Source organism: Actinomadura rupiterrae (assembly GCF_024172125.1).
GTDB classification, from domain to species: Bacteria; Actinomycetota; Actinomycetes; order Streptosporangiales; family Streptosporangiaceae; genus Spirillospora; species Spirillospora rupiterrae.
Window position 1 is genome coordinate 14123 of record NZ_JAMZEA010000018.1, and the last position, 16375, is coordinate 30497.

The 16375-nt window shown below is 67.4% G+C and carries 27 protein-coding genes; all 27 read right to left on the reverse strand.

The window, feature by feature from the left end:
• Positions 1-50: 50 nt before the first annotated feature.
• The 27 genes from FHU30_RS42815 to rpsL all read right to left on the reverse strand — a co-directional run bounded on the left by FHU30_RS42815 (position 51) and on the right by rpsL (position 16222).
• Positions 51-701 carry an adenylate kinase gene (locus tag FHU30_RS42815; RefSeq protein WP_253883471.1) on the reverse strand — a complete coding sequence of 217 codons (651 nt, stop codon included), beginning with the start codon at positions 699-701 and terminating at the stop codon, positions 51-53.
• On the reverse strand, positions 702-1994 hold the full coding sequence (secY, locus tag FHU30_RS42820) for a preprotein translocase subunit SecY (protein WP_253883639.1): 1293 nt from the start codon (positions 1992-1994) through the stop codon (positions 702-704). It abuts the gene before it with no gap.
• Positions 1995-2188: 194 nt separating this feature from the next.
• A complete protein-coding gene (gene rplO / locus FHU30_RS42825; protein ID WP_253883472.1) occupies positions 2189-2650 on the reverse strand; it encodes a 50S ribosomal protein L15 in 462 nt (153 codons plus the stop codon).
• Between the two features lies 1 nt (position 2651).
• Entirely contained in the window at positions 2652-2834 is a 183-nt protein-coding gene (gene rpmD / locus FHU30_RS42830; protein ID WP_253883473.1) for a 50S ribosomal protein L30, read from the reverse strand.
• Positions 2831-3454, reverse strand: coding sequence for a 30S ribosomal protein S5 (rpsE, locus tag FHU30_RS42835; protein ID WP_443612903.1), 624 nt, complete (start codon positions 3452-3454; stop codon positions 2831-2833). The genes rpmD and rpsE overlap by 4 nt, the downstream gene beginning before the upstream one ends.
• Positions 3455-3488: 34 nt before the next feature.
• Positions 3489-3875 (reverse strand): 50S ribosomal protein L18, encoded by a 387-nt coding sequence (gene rplR, locus FHU30_RS42840; RefSeq protein ID WP_253883474.1) that lies wholly within the window; start codon positions 3873-3875, stop codon positions 3489-3491.
• Between the two features lie 2 nt (positions 3876-3877).
• Positions 3878-4414 (reverse strand): 50S ribosomal protein L6, encoded by a 537-nt coding sequence (gene rplF / locus FHU30_RS42845; protein WP_253883475.1) that lies wholly within the window; start codon positions 4412-4414, stop codon positions 3878-3880.
• Positions 4415-4431: 17 nt separating this feature from the next.
• Positions 4432-4830 carry a 30S ribosomal protein S8 gene (gene rpsH / locus FHU30_RS42850; RefSeq protein WP_026414314.1) on the reverse strand — a complete coding sequence of 133 codons (399 nt, stop codon included), beginning with the start codon at positions 4828-4830 and terminating at the stop codon, positions 4432-4434.
• 127 nt (positions 4831-4957) lie between these two features.
• Positions 4958-5143, reverse strand: a complete 186-nt coding sequence (locus tag FHU30_RS42855; protein WP_018657585.1) for a type Z 30S ribosomal protein S14 — start codon at positions 5141-5143, stop codon at positions 4958-4960.
• A 5-nt stretch (positions 5144-5148) separates the two neighbouring features.
• Positions 5149-5724 carry a 50S ribosomal protein L5 gene (rplE, locus tag FHU30_RS42860; RefSeq protein ID WP_253883476.1) on the reverse strand — a complete coding sequence of 192 codons (576 nt, stop codon included), beginning with the start codon at positions 5722-5724 and terminating at the stop codon, positions 5149-5151.
• Between the two features lies 1 nt (position 5725).
• The gene (gene rplX, locus FHU30_RS42865; RefSeq protein ID WP_253883477.1) at positions 5726-6034 is read right to left on the reverse strand and encodes a 50S ribosomal protein L24; all 309 of its coding nucleotides are present in this window, start codon (positions 6032-6034) and stop codon (positions 5726-5728) included.
• Positions 6034-6402, reverse strand: a complete 369-nt coding sequence (rplN, locus tag FHU30_RS42870) for a 50S ribosomal protein L14 (RefSeq protein WP_026414311.1) — start codon at positions 6400-6402, stop codon at positions 6034-6036. Before rplN ends, rplX begins: the two co-directional genes overlap by 1 nt.
• 155 nt (positions 6403-6557) lie before the next feature.
• The gene (gene rpsQ, locus FHU30_RS42875; RefSeq protein ID WP_253883478.1) at positions 6558-6827 is read right to left on the reverse strand and encodes a 30S ribosomal protein S17; all 270 of its coding nucleotides are present in this window, start codon (positions 6825-6827) and stop codon (positions 6558-6560) included.
• On the reverse strand, positions 6827-7069 hold the full coding sequence (gene rpmC, locus FHU30_RS42880; RefSeq protein ID WP_253883479.1) for a 50S ribosomal protein L29: 243 nt from the start codon (positions 7067-7069) through the stop codon (positions 6827-6829). Before rpmC ends, rpsQ begins: the two co-directional genes overlap by 1 nt.
• Entirely contained in the window at positions 7069-7488 is a 420-nt protein-coding gene (gene rplP / locus FHU30_RS42885; protein WP_117360384.1) for a 50S ribosomal protein L16, read from the reverse strand. The genes rpmC and rplP overlap by 1 nt, the downstream gene beginning before the upstream one ends.
• Positions 7489-7493: 5 nt before the next feature.
• Positions 7494-8345 (reverse strand): 30S ribosomal protein S3, encoded by an 852-nt coding sequence (rpsC, locus tag FHU30_RS42890; protein ID WP_253883480.1) that lies wholly within the window; start codon positions 8343-8345, stop codon positions 7494-7496.
• A complete protein-coding gene (gene rplV / locus FHU30_RS42895; protein WP_253883481.1) occupies positions 8345-8722 on the reverse strand; it encodes a 50S ribosomal protein L22 in 378 nt (125 codons plus the stop codon). Before rplV ends, rpsC begins: the two co-directional genes overlap by 1 nt.
• A 35-nt stretch (positions 8723-8757) precedes the next feature.
• Positions 8758-9039 (reverse strand): 30S ribosomal protein S19, encoded by a 282-nt coding sequence (gene rpsS, locus FHU30_RS42900; RefSeq protein WP_030176138.1) that lies wholly within the window; start codon positions 9037-9039, stop codon positions 8758-8760.
• A gap of 12 nt (positions 9040-9051) precedes the next feature.
• Positions 9052-9885 carry a 50S ribosomal protein L2 gene (gene rplB / locus FHU30_RS42905; RefSeq protein WP_117361128.1) on the reverse strand — a complete coding sequence of 278 codons (834 nt, stop codon included), beginning with the start codon at positions 9883-9885 and terminating at the stop codon, positions 9052-9054.
• A 46-nt stretch (positions 9886-9931) separates the two neighbouring features.
• The gene (gene rplW / locus FHU30_RS42910) at positions 9932-10237 is read right to left on the reverse strand and encodes a 50S ribosomal protein L23 (protein WP_253883482.1); all 306 of its coding nucleotides are present in this window, start codon (positions 10235-10237) and stop codon (positions 9932-9934) included.
• Positions 10238-10248: 11 nt separating this feature from the next.
• Positions 10249-10848 carry a 50S ribosomal protein L4 gene (gene rplD / locus FHU30_RS42915; protein WP_253883483.1) on the reverse strand — a complete coding sequence of 200 codons (600 nt, stop codon included), beginning with the start codon at positions 10846-10848 and terminating at the stop codon, positions 10249-10251.
• On the reverse strand, positions 10845-11495 hold the full coding sequence (rplC, locus tag FHU30_RS42920; protein WP_253883484.1) for a 50S ribosomal protein L3: 651 nt from the start codon (positions 11493-11495) through the stop codon (positions 10845-10847). Before rplC ends, rplD begins: the two co-directional genes overlap by 4 nt.
• A gap of 14 nt (positions 11496-11509) precedes the next feature.
• Positions 11510-11818, reverse strand: a complete 309-nt coding sequence (gene rpsJ / locus FHU30_RS42925; RefSeq protein ID WP_018657599.1) for a 30S ribosomal protein S10 — start codon at positions 11816-11818, stop codon at positions 11510-11512.
• A gap of 111 nt (positions 11819-11929) precedes the next feature.
• Entirely contained in the window at positions 11930-13123 is a 1194-nt protein-coding gene (gene tuf, locus FHU30_RS42930) for an elongation factor Tu (RefSeq protein ID WP_253883485.1), read from the reverse strand.
• 97 nt (positions 13124-13220) lie between these two features.
• A complete protein-coding gene (fusA, locus tag FHU30_RS42935; RefSeq protein ID WP_253883486.1) occupies positions 13221-15332 on the reverse strand; it encodes an elongation factor G in 2112 nt (703 codons plus the stop codon).
• Between the two features lie 43 nt (positions 15333-15375).
• Complete coding sequence (rpsG, locus tag FHU30_RS42940) at positions 15376-15846, reverse strand: 30S ribosomal protein S7 (RefSeq protein WP_067487277.1); 471 nt, start codon at positions 15844-15846, stop codon at positions 15376-15378.
• Between the two features lie 4 nt (positions 15847-15850).
• Positions 15851-16222, reverse strand: coding sequence for a 30S ribosomal protein S12 (gene rpsL / locus FHU30_RS42945; protein ID WP_067832642.1), 372 nt, complete (start codon positions 16220-16222; stop codon positions 15851-15853).
• Positions 16223-16375: the final 153 nt, after the last annotated feature.

Genomic DNA, 16375 nt, shown 5'->3' on the forward strand with positions numbered 1-16375 from the left:
CCCCATGGCCGGGGCCTCGGGGGTTACCCGACTCCCGCGGGCCCGGCGATCTACTTCTCGAACGGACGCAGCGCGTCCAGGGCCCGCCGGGTGACGTCCTCGACCGGTCCGGTCGCGTCGATACCGCGCAGGATGCCCTCGTCGGAATAGAACTGGACGAGCGGCGCGGTCTGTTCCGCGTAGACCTCCAGCCGGTGCCGGACGACCTCCTCGCGGTCGTCGTCGCGCTGGTAGAGGCGCCCGCCGCAGTCGTCGCAGACGTCGTCGTGCTTGTCGTCGAAGTCGACGTGCCAGATGCGGTTGCACTGCGAGCACTGCCGCCGGCCGGACAGCCGCCGGACGACCTCGTCCTCGTCCACGACCAGTTCGAGGACGACGTCCAGCCGGGTGTCCCACTCGGCCAGCATCTTCTTCAGCGTCTCGGCCTGGGGCACGTTGCGCGGGAAGCCGTCGAGCAGGAACCCGTCGCGGGCGTCCTCCTGCTGGAGCCGGTCGCGCACCATGTTGATGGTGACCTCGTCCGGGACCAGGTCGCCCCGGTCCATGTACTCCTTGGCCTGCTGCCCGAGCTGGGTGCGCTCTTTGATGTTGGCGCGGAAGATGTCACCCGTCGAGATTTTCGGGATCGACAGGTGCGACGCGATGTACTGGGCCTGCGTCCCCTTGCCCGCTCCGGGGGGGCCCACCAGAACGATACGCATCTACCGCAGGAAGCCTTCGTAGTTGCGCTGCTGGAGTTGGGATTCGATCTGCTTCACGGTATCCAGTCCGACGCCGACGACGATCAGGATGCTCGTCCCGCCGAAGGGGAAGTTCTGCGTGGCGTTCAGCAACGCGAACGCCACCATGGGGATCAGCGCGACGAGCCCCAGGTAGAGCGCGCCCGGAGTGGTGATCCGGGTCAGCACGTAGTCCAGATACTCGGCGGTGGGCCGACCCGGACGGATACCTGGGATGAACCCACCATACTTCTTCATGTTGTCGGCGACTTCAGTGGGGTTGAAGGTGATCGCGACGTAGAAGTAGGTGAAGAAGATGATGAAGACGAAGAAGATCGCCATGTGCCACGGGTTGTCCTGCTTGAGGTACGGCTGGACCTTCTGCAGCCAGTGCACATTCGGCCACAGCTGGGTCGCCAGCACCGGCAGGTACAGCAGCGACGAGGCGAAGATCACCGGGATGATGCCGGCCTGGTTGACCTTCAGCGGGATGTAGGTGGAGGTCCCGCCGTACATCCGCCGGCCGACCATCCGCTTGGCGTACTGCACCGGGATCCGGCGCTGCGCCTGCTCCACGAACACCACACCCGCCATGATCGCCAACCCGACGACGATCACCAGCGTGAACACGAACCCGCCCTTGGCCTTGTAGATCGACCAGAACTGGGACGGGAACACCGCCACGACCTGCGTGAAGATCAGGATCGACATGCCGTTGCCGACACCCCGGTCGGTGACCAGCTCACCCAGCCACATGATCACCGCGGTGCCCGCGACCATGCAGATCACCATCGTGATGATCGGGAAGATCCCGGTCTTGTACAGGATGTCGGCGCCCGAGCTGCCCTGGAACAGGTTCCCGGTCGAGGCCATCGCCACGATCCCGGTGCCCTGCAGGATCGCCAGACCCACCGTCAGGTACCGGGTGTACTGGGTGATCTTGGTGGTGCCGGCCTGGCCCTCCTTCTTCAGGGCCTCCAGCCGCGGGATCACCACCGTCAACAGCTGCAGGATGATCGAGGCGGTGATGTAGGGCATGATGCCCAGCGCGAACACCGACAGCTTCAGCAGCGCGCCACCGGAGAACAGATCCACCAGACCATAAAGCTGGTTGGACTTCTTCGCGGCGTCGGCGGTCTGCTTGAGCACCTCCACGTTCACGTTCGGGGTCGGCAGGTTCTGGCCGATCCGGAACACCACGATCATCAGAAGCGTGAACAGCAGCTTCTTACGCAGATCGGGCGTCCGGAAGGCCCGAGCGAACGCGGTCAGCACCATTCCTCCTGCGGGAACTTGCGAAACATCGGCCCTGGGGCAACGACGGCGGGGGCGCGGCGCGCGGGAAACGCGCCGCCCCGCGACGCCGGGGAGACTCTAACAGCAGATGAGACCGGGGCCGGTTCCCACGCGGCGGGCCCACCGGCCCGGACACGTGGTGGACTCTGGCCCCGGTCTCACGGGTGTCGTTCTCAGAGCTGCTCGGCGGTACCGCCGGCGGCCGCGATCTTCTCCTTGGCCGCGCCGGAGAAGGCGTGCACCTTCACCTGGACGGCGACGGAGATCTCACCGGTGCCGAGGATCTTCACCGGACGGCCGGAGCGCACCGCGCCCTTGGCCGCCAGGTCCTCGGCGGTGACCTCGCCACCCTCGGGGTAGAGGGCGGCGAGCTTGTCCAGGTTCACGACCTGGAACTCGACCCGGTTCGGGTTCTTGAAGCCCTTGAGCTTCGGAATCCGGCGGATCAGGGGCATCTGGCCGCCCTCGAACCCGACCGGAACGGTGTTGCGGGCCTTGGTGCCCTTGGTGCCGCGGCCGGCGGTCTTGCCCTTGGACGCCTCGCCGCGACCCTTGCGGGTCTTGGCGCGGTTGGCACCCGGGGCCGGACGCAGGTCGTGCACCTTGAGCGGGGTGCCCTCGGTGGCGTCGGCCATGTCAGTCGACCTCCTCGACGGCGACCAGGTGGGCCACCGTCCGGATCATGCCGCGAACCTGCTGGGAGTCCTCCCGGACGACCGACTGGCCGATCTTCTTGAGGCCCAGCGTCCGCAGCGTGTCACGCTGGTTCTGCTTCTCGCTGATCACGGACTTCTTCTGCGTGATCTTCAGCTGGCTCATGATGCGGCCGCCTCCGTCCGCGCCTCGGACCCGGCGGCCCGCGCGCGCAGCATCGCGGCCGGAGCCACGTCCTCGATCGGCAGGCCGCGCTTGGCCGCGATCTCCTCCGGACGCTTCAGCTGCTTCAGCCCGTCCACGGTGGCGTGGACGATGTTGATCGCGTTGTCGGTGCCCAGCGACTTGCTCAGCACGTCGTGGATGCCGGCGCACTCCAGCACCGCGCGCACCGGGCCACCCGCGATCACACCGGTACCCGGCGAGGCCGGGCGCAGCAGGACGACGCCGGCGGCGGCCTCACCCTGGACGGTGTGCGGGATGGTGCCCTGGATCCGCGGCACCTTGAAGAAGTGCTTCTTGGCCTCCTCGACACCCTTGGCGATCGCCGCGGGCACCTCCTTGGCCTTGCCGTACCCGACGCCGACGGTGCCGTTGCCGTCACCGACGATCACCAGGGCGGTGAAGCTGAAGCGACGTCCACCCTTGACGACCTTGGCGACACGGTTGATCGCCACGACCTTCTCGATGTACGACTGGCCCTTGTCGGCGCCACCGCGACGGTCATCGCGGCGGCCGTCGCGACGGTCGCCACCCTGACCGCCACCACGCCTCTGCGCTGCCATCAGTGGTTCCTCTTCTCATTGGTCGTGAGAGCCATCAGAGCTTCAGGCCCCCCTCGCGGGCGCCGTCCGCGACGGCGGCGACGCGACCGTGGTACTTGTTGCCACCGCGGTCGAAGACCACGGCGGTGACCCCGGCGGCCTGCGCGCGCTCGGCGAGCAGCTCGCCGACCCGGCGCGACTTGGCCGTCTTGTCGCCGTCGGAAGCGCGCAGGTCGGCCTCCATCGTCGACGCCCACGCCACGGTGTGGCCCTTGGAGTCGTCGATGACCTGGGCGAACATGTGCTGGTTGGAGCGCGTCACGACAAGGCGGGGACGCTCGGCGGAGCCGACGACCTTCTTGCGGACCCGCAGGTGCCGCCGCTTGCGGGCCAGCGCACGCTTCGACGTGGCCTTGCCGGCCAGGTGCTTCGTGCCTGCCATGACTACTTACCAGCCTTTCCGACCTTGCGGCGGATCTGCTCGCCCTCGTAACGCACGCCCTTGCCCTTGTACGGGTCGGGCTTGCGCAGCTTACGAATGTTGGCGGCGACCTCGCCGACCTTCTGCTTGTCGATACCCTCGACGACCAGCTGGGTCGGCTTCTCCACCGTGAAGGTGATGCCTTCCGGCGGCTCGACCGTGATCGGGTGGCTGTAGCCGAGCGAGAACTCCAGGTTCTTGCCCTTGGCCACCACGCGGTAACCGACGCCCTGGATGACCAGGGTCTTCTTGTACCCCTCGGTGACGCCGACCACCATGTTGTTGATCAGCGACCGGGTCAGGCCGTGCAGCGCGCGGACCGTGTTGACGTCGTTCGGCCGGGACACGGTCACCTGACCGTCCTCCAGCTGAACCTCGATCGGCTCGGCGACCGTCAGCGACAGGGCGCCCTTGGGGCCCTTCACCGCCACGTCCTGGCCGTCGATCTTCACCTCGACATTGCCGGGAACGGCGATGGGGAGACGTCCAATGCGAGACATTTTTCGAATCCTCCCCTCTACCAGACGTAGGCGAGGACTTCGCCGCCCACGCCGCGCTTGCCGGCCTGCCGGTCCGTCATCAGGCCGGAGGACGTCGAGATGATCGCGACGCCCAGTCCGCCGAGGACCTTGGGCAGGTTGTCCTTCTTCGCGTACACCCGGAGACCGGGCTTGGAAACGCGCTTGATGCCGGCGATCGAACGCTCGCGGGTGGGGCCGAACTTCAGCTCGACCAGGAGCTTCTTGCCCACCTCGGCGTCCTCGACGCTCCAGCCCGAGATGTAGCCCTCCTGCTGGAGGATCTCGGCGATGTGCGCCTTGATCTTGGAGTACGGCATCGACACCGAGTCGTGGTACGCCGAGTTAGCGTTCCGCAGACGCGTCAGCATGTCTGCGATCGGGTCGGTCATCGTCATGGCCTACTGGCCCTCCCTCGCCACGGTTTCCATCCGCCCGCCCGCCCGGCGGACGGAACGGATGGACCTTTGGCGCGGTCATGGGCACCTTCACCAGGTGCCCGGTGGTTATTACAGGCCGGGCTGGTTACCAGCTCGACTTCGTGATGCCCGGCAACTCGCCCCGGTGCGCCATCTCGCGGAAGCAGACGCGGCACAGGCCGAACTTGCGGTACACGGAGCGCGGACGGCCGCAGCGCGAGCAACGAGTGTACGCGCGCACGCCGAACTTGGGCTTCCGGGCCGCCTTGGCGATCAGGCTCTTCTTGGCCATTCGGCTCAGTTCTCCTTGAACGGGAAGCCCAGGAGCTTCAGCAGCGCCCGGCCCTCATCGTCGGTCTTGGCGGTGGTCACCACGGTGATGTCCATGCCCCGGACGCGGTCGATCTTGTCCGGGTCGACCTCGTGGAACATGACCTGCTCGGTCAGACCGAAGGTGTAGTTCCCGTTGCCGTCGAACTGCTTCGGCGACAGGCCGCGGAAGTCACGGATGCGGGGCAGCGCGGTGGCCAGCAGCCGGTCCAGGAACTCCCACATGCGGTCGCCGCGCAGCGTGACGTGCGCGCCGATCGGCATGCCCTCGCGCAGCTTGAACTGCGCGATGGACTTCTTGGCCCGGTTCACGGCCGGCTTCTGGCCGGTGATCGCGGTCAGGTCGCGGACGGCGCCCTCGATCAGCTTCGCGTCCTTGGCGGCGTCGCCGACGCCCATGTTCACGACGATCTTGGTGAGGCCCGGCACCAGCATGATGTTGCTGTAGCCGAACTGCTCCTGCATCGCCGCGACGATCTCCTCGCGGTAGCGGAGCTTGACGCGCGGCTGCGGGACGGGGCGCTCGGTAACGGTCTCGGTCATCTCAGATCTCCTTGCCGCTACGGCGCGAGATCCGGACCTTGGTGCCGTCCTCGTTCACGCGGTAGCCCGCGCGGACGGGCTTGCCGTCCTCGGCGAGGGCCACGTTGCTGACGTGGAGGGGCGCCTCGACGGTCACGCGGCCGCTTTCCTTGCCGGCTCGCTGCGCGTCGGCCTTGATGTTCTTCGTGATGAGGTTGACGCCTTCGACGACGACGCGCTCCTCACGGGGCAGCACGCGGATGACCTTGCCGGTCGCACCCTTGTCCTTGCCCGCGATGACGACGACCTCGTCGCCCTTCCTGATCTTCATCACAGCACCTCCGGCGCGAGCGAGATGATGCGCATGAACTTCTTCTCGCGCAGTTCGCGGCCCACCGGGCCGAAGATACGGGTGCCGCGGGGGTCCCCGCCGTCCTTGATCAGGACGGCCGCGTTCTCGTCGAAGCGGATGTAGGAGCCGTCCGGGCGCCGGCGCTCCTTGCGGGTGCGCACGACGACCGCCTTGACGACGTCACCCTTCTTCACGCCCGCGCCGGGAAGGGCGTCCTTCACCGTCGCGACAATGACGTCGCCGACTCCCGCGTAGCGCCGACCCGAGCCACCGAGAACGCGGATGCAAAGGATCTCCTTCGCACCCGTGTTGTCGGCGACCTTGAGTCGCGACTCCTGCTGGATCACGTCAACTCCTGTTCGTCACACCGGTTCTCCGGGGGCGTCGCCCGCGGAGCCTGGCGGAACCTTCACTGGTCTCCCCCCGAACGCGGGCCCTCGGCTGAGGGCCCGCCCACGGGGAGTCTGTCGGGAGGCGCCCCGGATGGGACGGAGCTCCCTGGTTACTTGGCCTTCTCGAGGATCTCCACCACGCGCCAGCGCTTGGTCGCCGACAGCGGGCGGGTCTCCATCAGGCGGACGCGGTCGCCGATGCCACACTCGTTGGCCTCGTCGTGCGCCTTGTAGTTCTTGGTGCGGCGGATGACCTTGTGGTACTTCGCGTGCTTGACGCGGTCCTCGACGGACACGACGACGGTCTTGTCCATCTTGTCGGAGACCACCAGGCCCTCCAGCACCTTGCGGGTGCTGCGCGCTTCGGTCTGCTCTGCCATTACTTCTCGCCCTCCGCGGCGCCCTCGGCGACCGTGACGATGCCGAGCTCGCGCTCGCGCATGACGGTGTAGATGCGGGCGATCTCGCGCTTCACCGTGCGCAGCCGCCCGTGGCTCTCCAGCTGCCCGGTCGCCGCCTGGAAGCGGAGGTTGAACAGCTCCTCCTTGGCTTCCTTCAGCTTGGTGACCAGGACGTCCTCGGGCTCGGTCCGCAGCTCGTCGGCGGTAAGACCCTTGGCCATCAGGACTCACCCACCTCTCGCTTGACGATCTTGCACTTCATGGGCAGCTTGTGGATCGCGCGGGTGAGCGCCTCCCGAGCGATCTGCTCGTTCGGGTAGGAGATCTCGAACATCACGCGGCCCGGCTTCACGTTGGCCACCCACCACTCGACCGAACCCTTGCCGGAGCCCATGCGGGTCTCGGCCGGCTTCTTGGTCAGCGGACGGTCCGGGAAGATGTTGATCCAGACCTTGCCGCCACGCTTGATGTGGCGGGTCATGGCGATACGCGCGGCCTCGATCTGCCGGTTGGTCACGTACGCGGCCTCGACGGCCTGGATGCCGTACTCACCGAAGGTAACCTTCGTACCGCCCTTGGCCATTCCCCGGCGCTTCGGGTGGTGCTGCTTGCGGTGCTTGACCTTACGAGGGATCAGCATCGGGTTCAGCTCCCCTCACCAGACGGAGCAGCCTCGGTCGCGGGGGCCTGCTGCTCGGTGTTCTGCTGCTGCTGGCGGGGCGCGCGGTCGCCGCCGCCCTGGCCGCCACGGCCGCCGCGGCCGCCGCGGCCGCCGCCGCCGCCACCACCGCGCCGGTCACGGCGCTCGCCACCGCGGCCACCGCCGCCGGCGGCGCGCTGCTGCGCGGCCTGGGCCTCGCGCTCGGCGCGGGTCTGGGCGGCCTCGCCCTTGTAGATCCACACCTTGACGCCGATGCGGCCGAAGGTCGTCCGGGCCTCGTAGAAGCCGTAGTCGATGTCGGCGCGCAGCGTGTGCAGCGGGACCTGGCCCTCGCGGTAGAACTCCGACCGCGACATCTCCGCGCCGCCGAGGCGGCCGGAGCACTGCACCTTGATGCCCTTGGCGCCGGACTTCATGGCCGACTGGATCGCCTTGCGCATCGCGCGGCGGAACGCCACGCGGGAGCTCAGCTGCTCGGCCACGCCCTGCGCGACGAGCTGGGCGTCGATCTCGGGGTTCTTGACCTCGAGGATGTTCAGCCGGACCTGCTTGCCGGTGAGCTTCTCCAGGTCGCCCCGGAGGCGCTCGGCCTCGGCGCCGCGGCGGCCGATCACGATGCCCGGACGCGCGGTGTGGATGTTCACCTCGACGCGGTCGCGGGTGCGCTCGATCTCGACCTTGGAGATGCCCGCCCGGTCCATGCCCTTGGAGAGCATGCGCCGGATCTGGACGTCCTCCTTGACGTAGTCCTTGTAGAGCTTGGTGGCGAACCACACGGACTTGTGGTCGGTGGTGATGCCGAGCCGGAACCCGTGCGGGTTGATCTTCTGACCCACTACCGGGCCCTCCTCGTCTTCTTACCGCCGGCCGCAGCGACCTCGTCCTGCGGGGCGACGACCACCGTGATGTGGCTCGTGCGCTTGTTGATGCGGTAAGCCCGACCCTGGGCGCGGGGGCGGAAACGCTTCAGCGTCGGCCCCTCGTCCACGTACGCGGCGGACACGACGAGCGTGTCGGTGTCGAGCTTGAAGTTGTGCTCGGCGTTGGCGATGGCACTCGCGAGCACCTTGCCCACGGGCTCACTCGCCGCCTGTGGGGCGAACCGCAGCACCTGCTGCGCCTCCGCGGCGGGCAGGCCGCGGATGAGGTCCACCACGCGCCGAGCCTTCATGGGCGTGACACGGATGAACCGTGCCTGGGCCCTGGCTTCCATCGCTGTTCCCTCTCTCCTACAGATTCCTGCCCGTGTCAGCCGCGACGGCTGCGACGGTCTTCCTTGACGTGGCTGCGGAACGTGCGCGTCGGCGCGAACTCGCCGAGCTTGTGCCCCACCATGGCGTCGGTGATGAACACCGGAACGTGCTTGCGGCCGTCGTGCACGGCGATCGTGTGACCGATCATGTCCGGCACGATCATGGAGCGCCGCGACCACGTCTTGATGACGTTCTTCGTCCCCTTCTCGTTCTGGGCGTCCACCTTCTTGATCAGGTGGTCGTCCACGAAGGGGCCCTTCTTAAGGCTACGTGGCATTGCGAGCGACTCCTACCGCTTCTTCTTGCTGCGACGACGGACGATGAGACGGTCGCTGGACTTGTTCGCCTTGCGCGTCCGGCCTTCCTTCTTACCGTTCGGGTTGACCGGGTGGCGGCCGCCGGAGGTCTTGCCCTCACCACCACCGTGCGGGTGGTCGATCGGGTTCATGGCCACACCGCGGACGGTCGGGCGCTTGCCCTTCCAGCGCATGCGGCCGGCCTTGCCCCAGTTGATGTTGGACTGCTCGGCGTTGCCGACCTCGCCCACCGTGGCGCGGCAGCGGACGTCCACCATGCGCATTTCGCCGGACGGCATACGCAGCGTGGCGTACTTGCCCTCCTTGGCGAGCAGCTGGACGCCGGCGCCCGCGGACCGGGCGATCTTCGCACCGCCGCCGGGCCGCAGCTCGATGGCGTGGATGACCGTACCGGTCGGGATGTTGCGGAGCGGCAGGCAGTTGCCCGGCTTGATGTCCGACCCGGGGCCGTTCTCGACCCGGTCGCCCTGCTTGAGCCCCTGCGGCGCGAGGATGTACCGCTTCTCACCGTCGGCGTAGTGCAGCAGCGCGATGCGAGCGGTGCGGTTCGGGTCGTACTCGATGTGAGCGACCTTCGCCGGAACGCCGTCCTTGTCGTGCCGGCGGAAGTCGATCAGCCGGTACGCGCGCTTGTGCCCACCGCCCTGGTGGCGCGTGGTGATGCGGCCGTGGTTGTTGCGGCCGCCCTTCTTGGGGAGAGGACGCAGCAGCGACTTCTCCGGCTCGGTGCGCGTGATCTCGACGAAGTCGGCCACGCTGGAGCCGCGACGACCCGGGGTCGTCGGCTTGTATTTACGGATGCCCATCTTTTTCGTGCAATCCCTTAGTTCACGCTTCGGGGCTCGGACCTCGTCAGGAGGTCTGTCCGCCGAAGATGTCGATCGGCTGCTCGCCCTCGGCCAGGCTCACGATCGCGCGCTTGGTGCCCTTGCGCTGACCGAAGCCGTAACGGGTCCGCTTGCGCTTGCCCGGACGGTTGATCGTGTTGACGCCGGCCACCTTGCGATCGAAGATCGCCTCGACGGCCTGCTTGATCTGCGTCTTGTTGGCGTCGGGCCGGACGATGAAGGTGTACTTGCCCTCGTCCAGCAGCCCGTAGCTCTTCTCCGAGACGACCGGCGCGATGATGATGTCGCGGGGGTCAGAGATCTTGTTCATGTCTGCCCTCGTTACTTCTTCGCGCGCGCCACGAACGACTCGTACGCCTTCTGGGTGAAGACCACGTCGTCGTTCACGAGCACGTCGTAGGTGTTGAGCTGGTCGTCGACGATGACGTGCACGCTCGGCTCGTTGCGCAGCGACTTCCAGGTGAGCTCGTCCTCGCGGTCGAGCACCAGGAGCACGCGCTTGGCCTCGGTCACGCCGCGCAGGGCGGCGAGCGCCGTCTTCGTCTTCGGGGCGTCGCCCTCGATGAGGCTGTCGACGACGTGCACCCGGCCGTAGCGGGCGCGGTCGGACAGCGCACCGCGCAGGGCGGCGGCCTTCATCTTCTTGGGCGTCTTCTGCGAGTAGTCGCGCGGCTGCGGGCCGTGGACGGTGCCACCGCCGGCGAACTGCGGCGCACGGGTCGAACCCTGGCGCGCGCGGCCGGTGCCCTTCTGCCGGTACGGCTTCTTGCCACCGCCGGAGACCTCGCCCCGGGTCTTGGTGGCGTGCGTACCCTGCCGGGCCGCCGCGAGCTGGGCGACGACGACCTGGTGGATCAGCGGGACGCTGGTCTTGGCGTCGAAGATCTCACCGGGCAGGTCGATGTCGAGCTTTGAGGTCACTTGCCCGTCCCCTTCACTGCGTCGCGGACCAGGACCACGCCGCCGTTCGGGCCGGGGACCGCACCCTTGATGAGGAGCAGGCCCTTCTCCGCGTCGATCGCGTGGACGGTCAGGTTCTGGACGGTGGTACGGGCGTTGCCGTGCCGTCCCGCCATGCGGAGGCCCTTGAAGACGCGACCGGGGGTCGCGCAGCCGCCGATCGAACCCGGCGAGCGGTGCTTGCGCTGGGTGCCGTGCGAGGCGCCGAGGCCCTTGAACCCGTGGCGCTTCATGACACCCGCGGTGCCCTTGCCCTTGCTGGTGCCGGTCACGTCGATCTTCTGGCCGGCCTCGAAGACGCTGGCGGTGATCTCCTGGCCGAGTTCGTACTCGGCGGCGTCGTCCACGCGCAGCTCGACCAGGTAGCGGCGCGGCGTGACGCCGGCCTTCTCGAAGTGGCCCGTGCGCGGCTTGTTCACCTTGCGCGGGTCGATCTGGCCGAAGCCGATCTGAACGGCGGTGTAGCCGTCCTTCTCCTGGTTCTTGAGCTGGGTGACCACGCACGGCCCGGCCTGGACGACGGTCACCGGAACGATCCGGCCCTCATCGTCGAAGACCTGGGTCATGCCGAGCTTCTCGCCCAGGACGCCCTTCCTCTGCGTACTCATTGTCGGTGCGTCCCTCAGAGCTTGATCTCGATGTCAACGCCGGCCGGAAGGTCGAGCCGCATCAGCGAGTCGACCGTCTTGGGCGTCGGGTCGATGATGTCGATCAACCGCTTGTGCGTGCGCATCTCGAAGTGCTCGCGGCTGTCCTTGTACTTGTGCGGCGAGCGGATGACGCAGTACACGTTCTTCTCGGTCGGCAGCGGCACCGGGCCCGCGACCTTGGCGCCCGTCCGCGTCACCGTCTCAACGATCTTCTTCGCGGAGGTGTCGATGACCTCGTGGTCGTAGGCCTTGAGCCGGATGCGGATCTTCTGTCCCGCCATGGTGGCCTCGGTGTCCTTTGCTGGTAGTGCCGCTGTTGCTTCTTCGGTCGTGGAACGGCGGGCCGACATGGCGTTCCAGGCCAGTGGTCGGCCCGCCGGACTACGAGAGTGTTACTTGAGAACCTTGGTGACGCGACCCGCGCCGACGGTCCGGCCGCCCTCGCGGATGGCGAACTTCAGGCCCTCCTCCATGGCGACGGGCTGGATCAGCTCGACGCGCATCTCGGTGTTGTCGCCCGGCATGACCATCTCGGTGCCCTCGGGGAGGTTCACCACGCCGGTCACGTCCGTGGTCCGGAAGTAGAACTGCGGGCGGTAGTTGTTGAAGAACGGCGTGTGGCGGCCGCCCTCGTCCTTGGACAGGATGTAGACCTGCGCCTCGAACTCGGTGTGCGGGGTGTTGGTGCCCGGCTTGATGACACACTGGCCGCGCTCGACGTCCTCGCGCTTGATGCCGCGCAGGAGCAGGCCGACGTTGTCGCCCGCCTGGCCCTGGTCGAGCAGCTTGCGGAACATCTCGACACCGGTGACCGTCGTCTTGGACGAGGTCTCCTTGATGCCGATGATCTCGACTTCCTCGTTGACGTTCACGACACCGCGCTCGATACGGCCGGTGACGACCGTGCCGCGGCCGGTGATCGAGAAGACGTCCTCGATCGGCATCAGGAACGGCTTCTCGGTGTCACGCACCGGCTCCGGCACGTTCTCGTCGACGGCGGTCATGAGCTCGATGATCGAGTCGGCCCACTTCTCGTCGCCCTGCAGCGCCTGGAAGGCGGAGACGCGGACCACGGGGACGTCGTCGCCCGGGAACTCGTACTCCGACAGCAGCTCGCGGACCTCGAGCTCGACGAGCTCCAGGATCTCCTCGTCGTCCACCATGTCGCACTTGTTCAGCGCGACGACGATGTAGGGGACGCCGACCTGGCGGGCCAGGAGCACGTGCTCCTTGGTCTGCGGCATCGGGCCGTCGGTGGCGGCGACCACCAGGATGGCGCCGTCCATCTGCGCCGCACCGGTGATCATGTTCTTGATGTAGTCGGCGTGACCCGGGCAGTCGACGTGCGCGTAGTGCCGCGACTCGGTCTGGTACTCGACGTGCGCGATCGAGATCGTGATACCGCGCTCGCGCTCCTCCGGCGCCTTGTCGATGTCCTCGAACGGCGTGAAGGGGTTGATGTCCGGGTACTTGTCGTGGAGCACCTTGGTGATCGCCGCGGTAAGCGTGGTCTTACCGTGGTCGATGTGCCCAATGGTGCCGATGTTCACGTGCGGCTTCGTCCGCTCGAACTTGGCCTTCGCCACTGGTTGCTCCTTGTTGCGATCCTCGGCCTGCAGGAGGCCGCTTCGTGTGCTGGCTGGGTGACTGTGCTGGCTCGACGACCGTCGCGCCGGTCCGGGACTACTCGCCCCGGGCCTTGGCGATGATCTCCTCCGCGACGTTCTTGGGAACCTCGGCGTAGGAGTCGAACTGCATGGTGAAAACAGCCCGGCCCTGGGTCTTGCTGCGCAGATCACCCACGTAGCCGAACATCTCCGAGAGGGGCACGAGCGCCTTGACGACCCGCATCCCCGAGCGCTCGTCCATCGACTGGACGTGGCCGCGCCGGGAGTTGATGTCGCCGATGACGTCGCCCATGTTGTCCTCGGGCGTGGTGACCTCGACGGCCATCAGCGGCTCGAGGATGGTCGCCCCGGCCTTGCGGGCGGCCTCCTTGAACGCCATGGAACCGGCGATCTTGAACGCCATCTCCGAGGAGTCCACCTCGTGGTAGGCACCGTCGAGAAGGGTGACCTTCACGCCCACCATGGGGTAGCCGGCGAGAACGCCGAACTCGGCGGCCTCCTGGCAGCCCGCGTCGACCGACGGGATGTACTCCCGCGGGATGCGGCCACCGGTGACCTTGTTCTCGAACTCGTAGCCGTCGTTGCCCTCGCCCAGCGGCTCCAGGTTGATGATCACGCGACCGAACTGACCGGAACCACCGGTCTGCTTCTTGTGCGTGTACTCGACCTTCTCGACCTTCCGCGTGATGGTCTCGCGGTAGGCGACCTGGGGCTTGCCGACGTTGGCGTCGACCTTGAACTCCCGCTTCATGCGGTCGACCAGGATCTCCAGGTGGAGCTCGCCCATGCCGGAGATGACCGTCTGGCCGGTCTCCTCGTCCGTGCGGACCTGGAAGGAGGGGTCCTCCTCCGCGAGCCGCTGGATGGCGGTGCCGAGCTTCTGCTGGTCGGCCTTGGTCTTCGGCTCGATCGCCACGTGGATGACCGGCGCCGGGAAGTTCATCGACTCAAGGACGATGGAGTCCTTCTCGTCGCAGAGGGTCTCGCCGGTGGTGGTCTGCTTCAGACCCATGACGGCGACGATGTCGCCGGCGCCCACCTGGCTGATCTCCTCACGCTTGTTCGCGTGCATCCGGTAGATCTTGCCGATCCGCTCCTTGCGCTCCTTGACGGAGTTCAGGACCTGGGAACCGGCCTCCAGCACGCCCGAGTAGACGCGGATGAAGGTCAGCTTGCCCAGGTGCGGGTCGGACGCGATCTTGAACGCCAGCGCGGCGAAGGGCTCGTCCTCGGAGGCGTCCCGGTGAAGGGTCTTCTCCTCGTCGCGCACCGCGTGGCCGTCCACGCCGCCGTCGTCCAGCGGCGAGGGCAGGTAGCGGACGATGGCGTCGAGCAGCGGCTGGACGCCCTTGTTCTTGAAGGCGGTCCCGGTCAGGACGGGGAACAGGTTGCCCGCGATCGTGGCGCGGCGGACACCGGCGTAGATCTGCTCCACGGTGGGCTCGACGCCCTCCAGGTAGAGCTCCATGATCTCGTCGTCGCCCTCGGCCAGCGTCTCGATCAGCTTGTCGTGCCACTCCTGGGCGGCCTCGACGTGCGTGTCGGGGATCTCGACGGTCTCGTACATCTCGCCGAGCTTGGTGTCGTCGGTCCAGACCAGGGCCTTCATGGTGACCAGGTCGACGACGCCCTTGAAGTCCGCCTCGGCGCCGATCGGGAGCTGCATGACCAGCGGGGTCGCGTTCAGGCGGTCCGTGATCATGTCGACGCAGCGGTGGAACTCCGCGCCGACCCGGTCGAGCTTGTTGACGAAGCAGATCCGCGGGACGCCGTAGCGGTCCGCCTGGCGCCACACGGTCTCGGACTGCGGCTCGACGCCCGCGACACCGTCGAACACCGCGACGGCACCGTCCAGCACGCGCAGCGAGCGCTCCACCTCGATGGTGAAGTCGACGTGGCCCGGGGTGTCGATGATGTTGATGGTGTGCTTGACGTCCTCGACCGGCCAGGTGCAGGTGGTGGCCGCGGAGGTGATGGTGATGCCCCGCTCCTGCTCCTGCTCCATCCAGTCCATCGTGGCCGCGCCGTCGTGGACCTCACCGATCTTGTAGCTGATGCCCGTGTAGTACAGGATCCGCTCGGTGGTGGTGGTCTTGCCGGCGTCGATGTGGGCCATGATGCCGATGTTGCGGACCTTGGAGAGGTCTACACCGGTTTTGGTAGCCACTTTCGTCCTCGCGTCGTCTCGTCGTAACTCAGGATCCGCCGGATTACCAGCGGTAGTGGGCGAAGGCCTTGTTGGACTCCGCCATCTTGTGCGTGTCCTCGCGCTTCTTGACGGACGCGCCGAGCCCGTTGGAGGCGTCGAGCAGCTCGTTCATCAGGCGCTCGGTCATGGTCTTCTCGCGGCGCTGCCGCGAGTAGAGCACCAGCCAGCGCAGCGCGAGCGTCGTGGAGCGGGCGGGCCGGACCTCGACCGGGACCTGGTAGGTCGCGCCGCCGACGCGGCGGGAGCGGACCTCCAGGGTCGGCTTGACGTTGTCCAGCGCGCGCTTGAGCGTGACGACCGGGTCGTTGCCGGTCTTCTCGCGCGCACCCTCCAGAGCGTCGTAGACGATGCTCTGCGCGATGGAGCGCTTGCCGTCCAGGAGAACCTTGTTGATCAGCGCGGTGACCAGCGGCGAGTTGTACACCGGGTCCGCGATGAGCTGGCGCTTGCCAGCAGGGCCCTTGCGCGGCATTAGCTCACTTCTCCTTCTTGGCGCCGTAGCGGCTGCGCGCCTGCTTGCGGTTGCGGACGCCCTGGGTGTCCAGCGAACCGCGAATGATCTTGTACCGAACGCCCGGGAGGTCCTTCACTCGGCCGCCGCGCACGAGCACGATCGAGTGCTCCTGCAGGTTGTGACCGACACCGGGGATGTAGGCCGTGACCTCAATCCCGCTGGTCAGCCGGACACGGGCGACCTTGCGAAGCGCGGAGTTCGGCTTCTTGGGCGTCGTCGTGTAGACGCGCGTGCAGACACCCCTGCGCTGGGGGCTGCCCTTCAGCGCCGGCGTCTTGTTCTTGGTCACCTTGTCCTGGCGGCCCTTTCGGACCAGCTGCTGGATCGTGGGCACCGCGTCTCCGTCTTCCTCGTACCGAGCCGGTAAGTCTTGTTCTGCCAGGACCCCATCGGTGAGGTCCGTCATCACCACCTCGTCTGAGGCTGTGACCTGCCGGTTTCCCGACCTCTCCGACCCACGCGGTCGGGCGTGTCGCATCCTGCTCAT

Bases quoted from the DNA above. Each gene is read 5' to 3' on its own strand.
- FHU30_RS42815 (WP_253883471.1), bottom strand. From the start codon at position 701: ATGCGTATCGTTCTGGTGGGCCCCCCCGGAGCGGGCAAGGGGACGCAG.
- rplO (WP_253883472.1), bottom strand. From the start codon at position 2,650: ATGGCCGACGCCACCGAGGGCACCCCGCTCAAGGTGCACGACCTGCGT.
- rpmD (WP_253883473.1), bottom strand. From the start codon at position 2,834: ATGAGCCAGCTGAAGATCACGCAGAAGAAGTCCGTGATCAGCGAGAAG.
- rpsE (WP_443612903.1), bottom strand. From the start codon at position 3,454: ATGGCAGCGCAGAGGCGTGGTGGCGGTCAGGGTGGCGACCGTCGCGAC.
- rplR (WP_253883474.1), bottom strand. From the start codon at position 3,875: ATGGCAGGCACGAAGCACCTGGCCGGCAAGGCCACGTCGAAGCGTGCG.
- rplF (WP_253883475.1), bottom strand. From the start codon at position 4,414: ATGTCTCGCATTGGACGTCTCCCCATCGCCGTTCCCGGCAATGTCGAG.
- rpsH (WP_026414314.1), bottom strand. From the start codon at position 4,830: ATGACGATGACCGACCCGATCGCAGACATGCTGACGCGTCTGCGGAAC.
- FHU30_RS42855 (WP_018657585.1), bottom strand. From the start codon at position 5,143: ATGGCCAAGAAGAGCCTGATCGCCAAGGCGGCCCGGAAGCCCAAGTTC.
- rplE (WP_253883476.1), bottom strand. From the start codon at position 5,724: ATGACCGAGACCGTTACCGAGCGCCCCGTCCCGCAGCCGCGCGTCAAG.
- rplX (WP_253883477.1), bottom strand. From the start codon at position 6,034: ATGAAGATCAGGAAGGGCGACGAGGTCGTCGTCATCGCGGGCAAGGAC.
- rpsQ (WP_253883478.1), bottom strand. From the start codon at position 6,827: ATGGCAGAGCAGACCGAAGCGCGCAGCACCCGCAAGGTGCTGGAGGGC.
- rpmC (WP_253883479.1), bottom strand. From the start codon at position 7,069: ATGGCCAAGGGTCTTACCGCCGACGAGCTGCGGACCGAGCCCGAGGAC.
- rplP (WP_117360384.1), bottom strand. From the start codon at position 7,488: ATGCTGATCCCTCGTAAGGTCAAGCACCGCAAGCAGCACCACCCGAAG.
- rplV (WP_253883481.1), bottom strand. From the start codon at position 8,722: ATGGAAGCCAGGGCCCAGGCACGGTTCATCCGTGTCACGCCCATGAAG.
- rpsS (WP_030176138.1), bottom strand. From the start codon at position 9,039: ATGCCACGTAGCCTTAAGAAGGGCCCCTTCGTGGACGACCACCTGATC.
- rplB (WP_117361128.1), bottom strand. From the start codon at position 9,885: ATGGGCATCCGTAAATACAAGCCGACGACCCCGGGTCGTCGCGGCTCC.
- rplW (WP_253883482.1), bottom strand. From the start codon at position 10,237: ATGAACAAGATCTCTGACCCCCGCGACATCATCATCGCGCCGGTCGTC.
- rplC (WP_253883484.1), bottom strand. From the start codon at position 11,495: ATGAGTACGCAGAGGAAGGGCGTCCTGGGCGAGAAGCTCGGCATGACC.
- rpsJ (WP_018657599.1), bottom strand. From the start codon at position 11,818: ATGGCGGGACAGAAGATCCGCATCCGGCTCAAGGCCTACGACCACGAG.
- rpsG (WP_067487277.1), bottom strand. From the start codon at position 15,846: ATGCCGCGCAAGGGCCCTGCTGGCAAGCGCCAGCTCATCGCGGACCCG.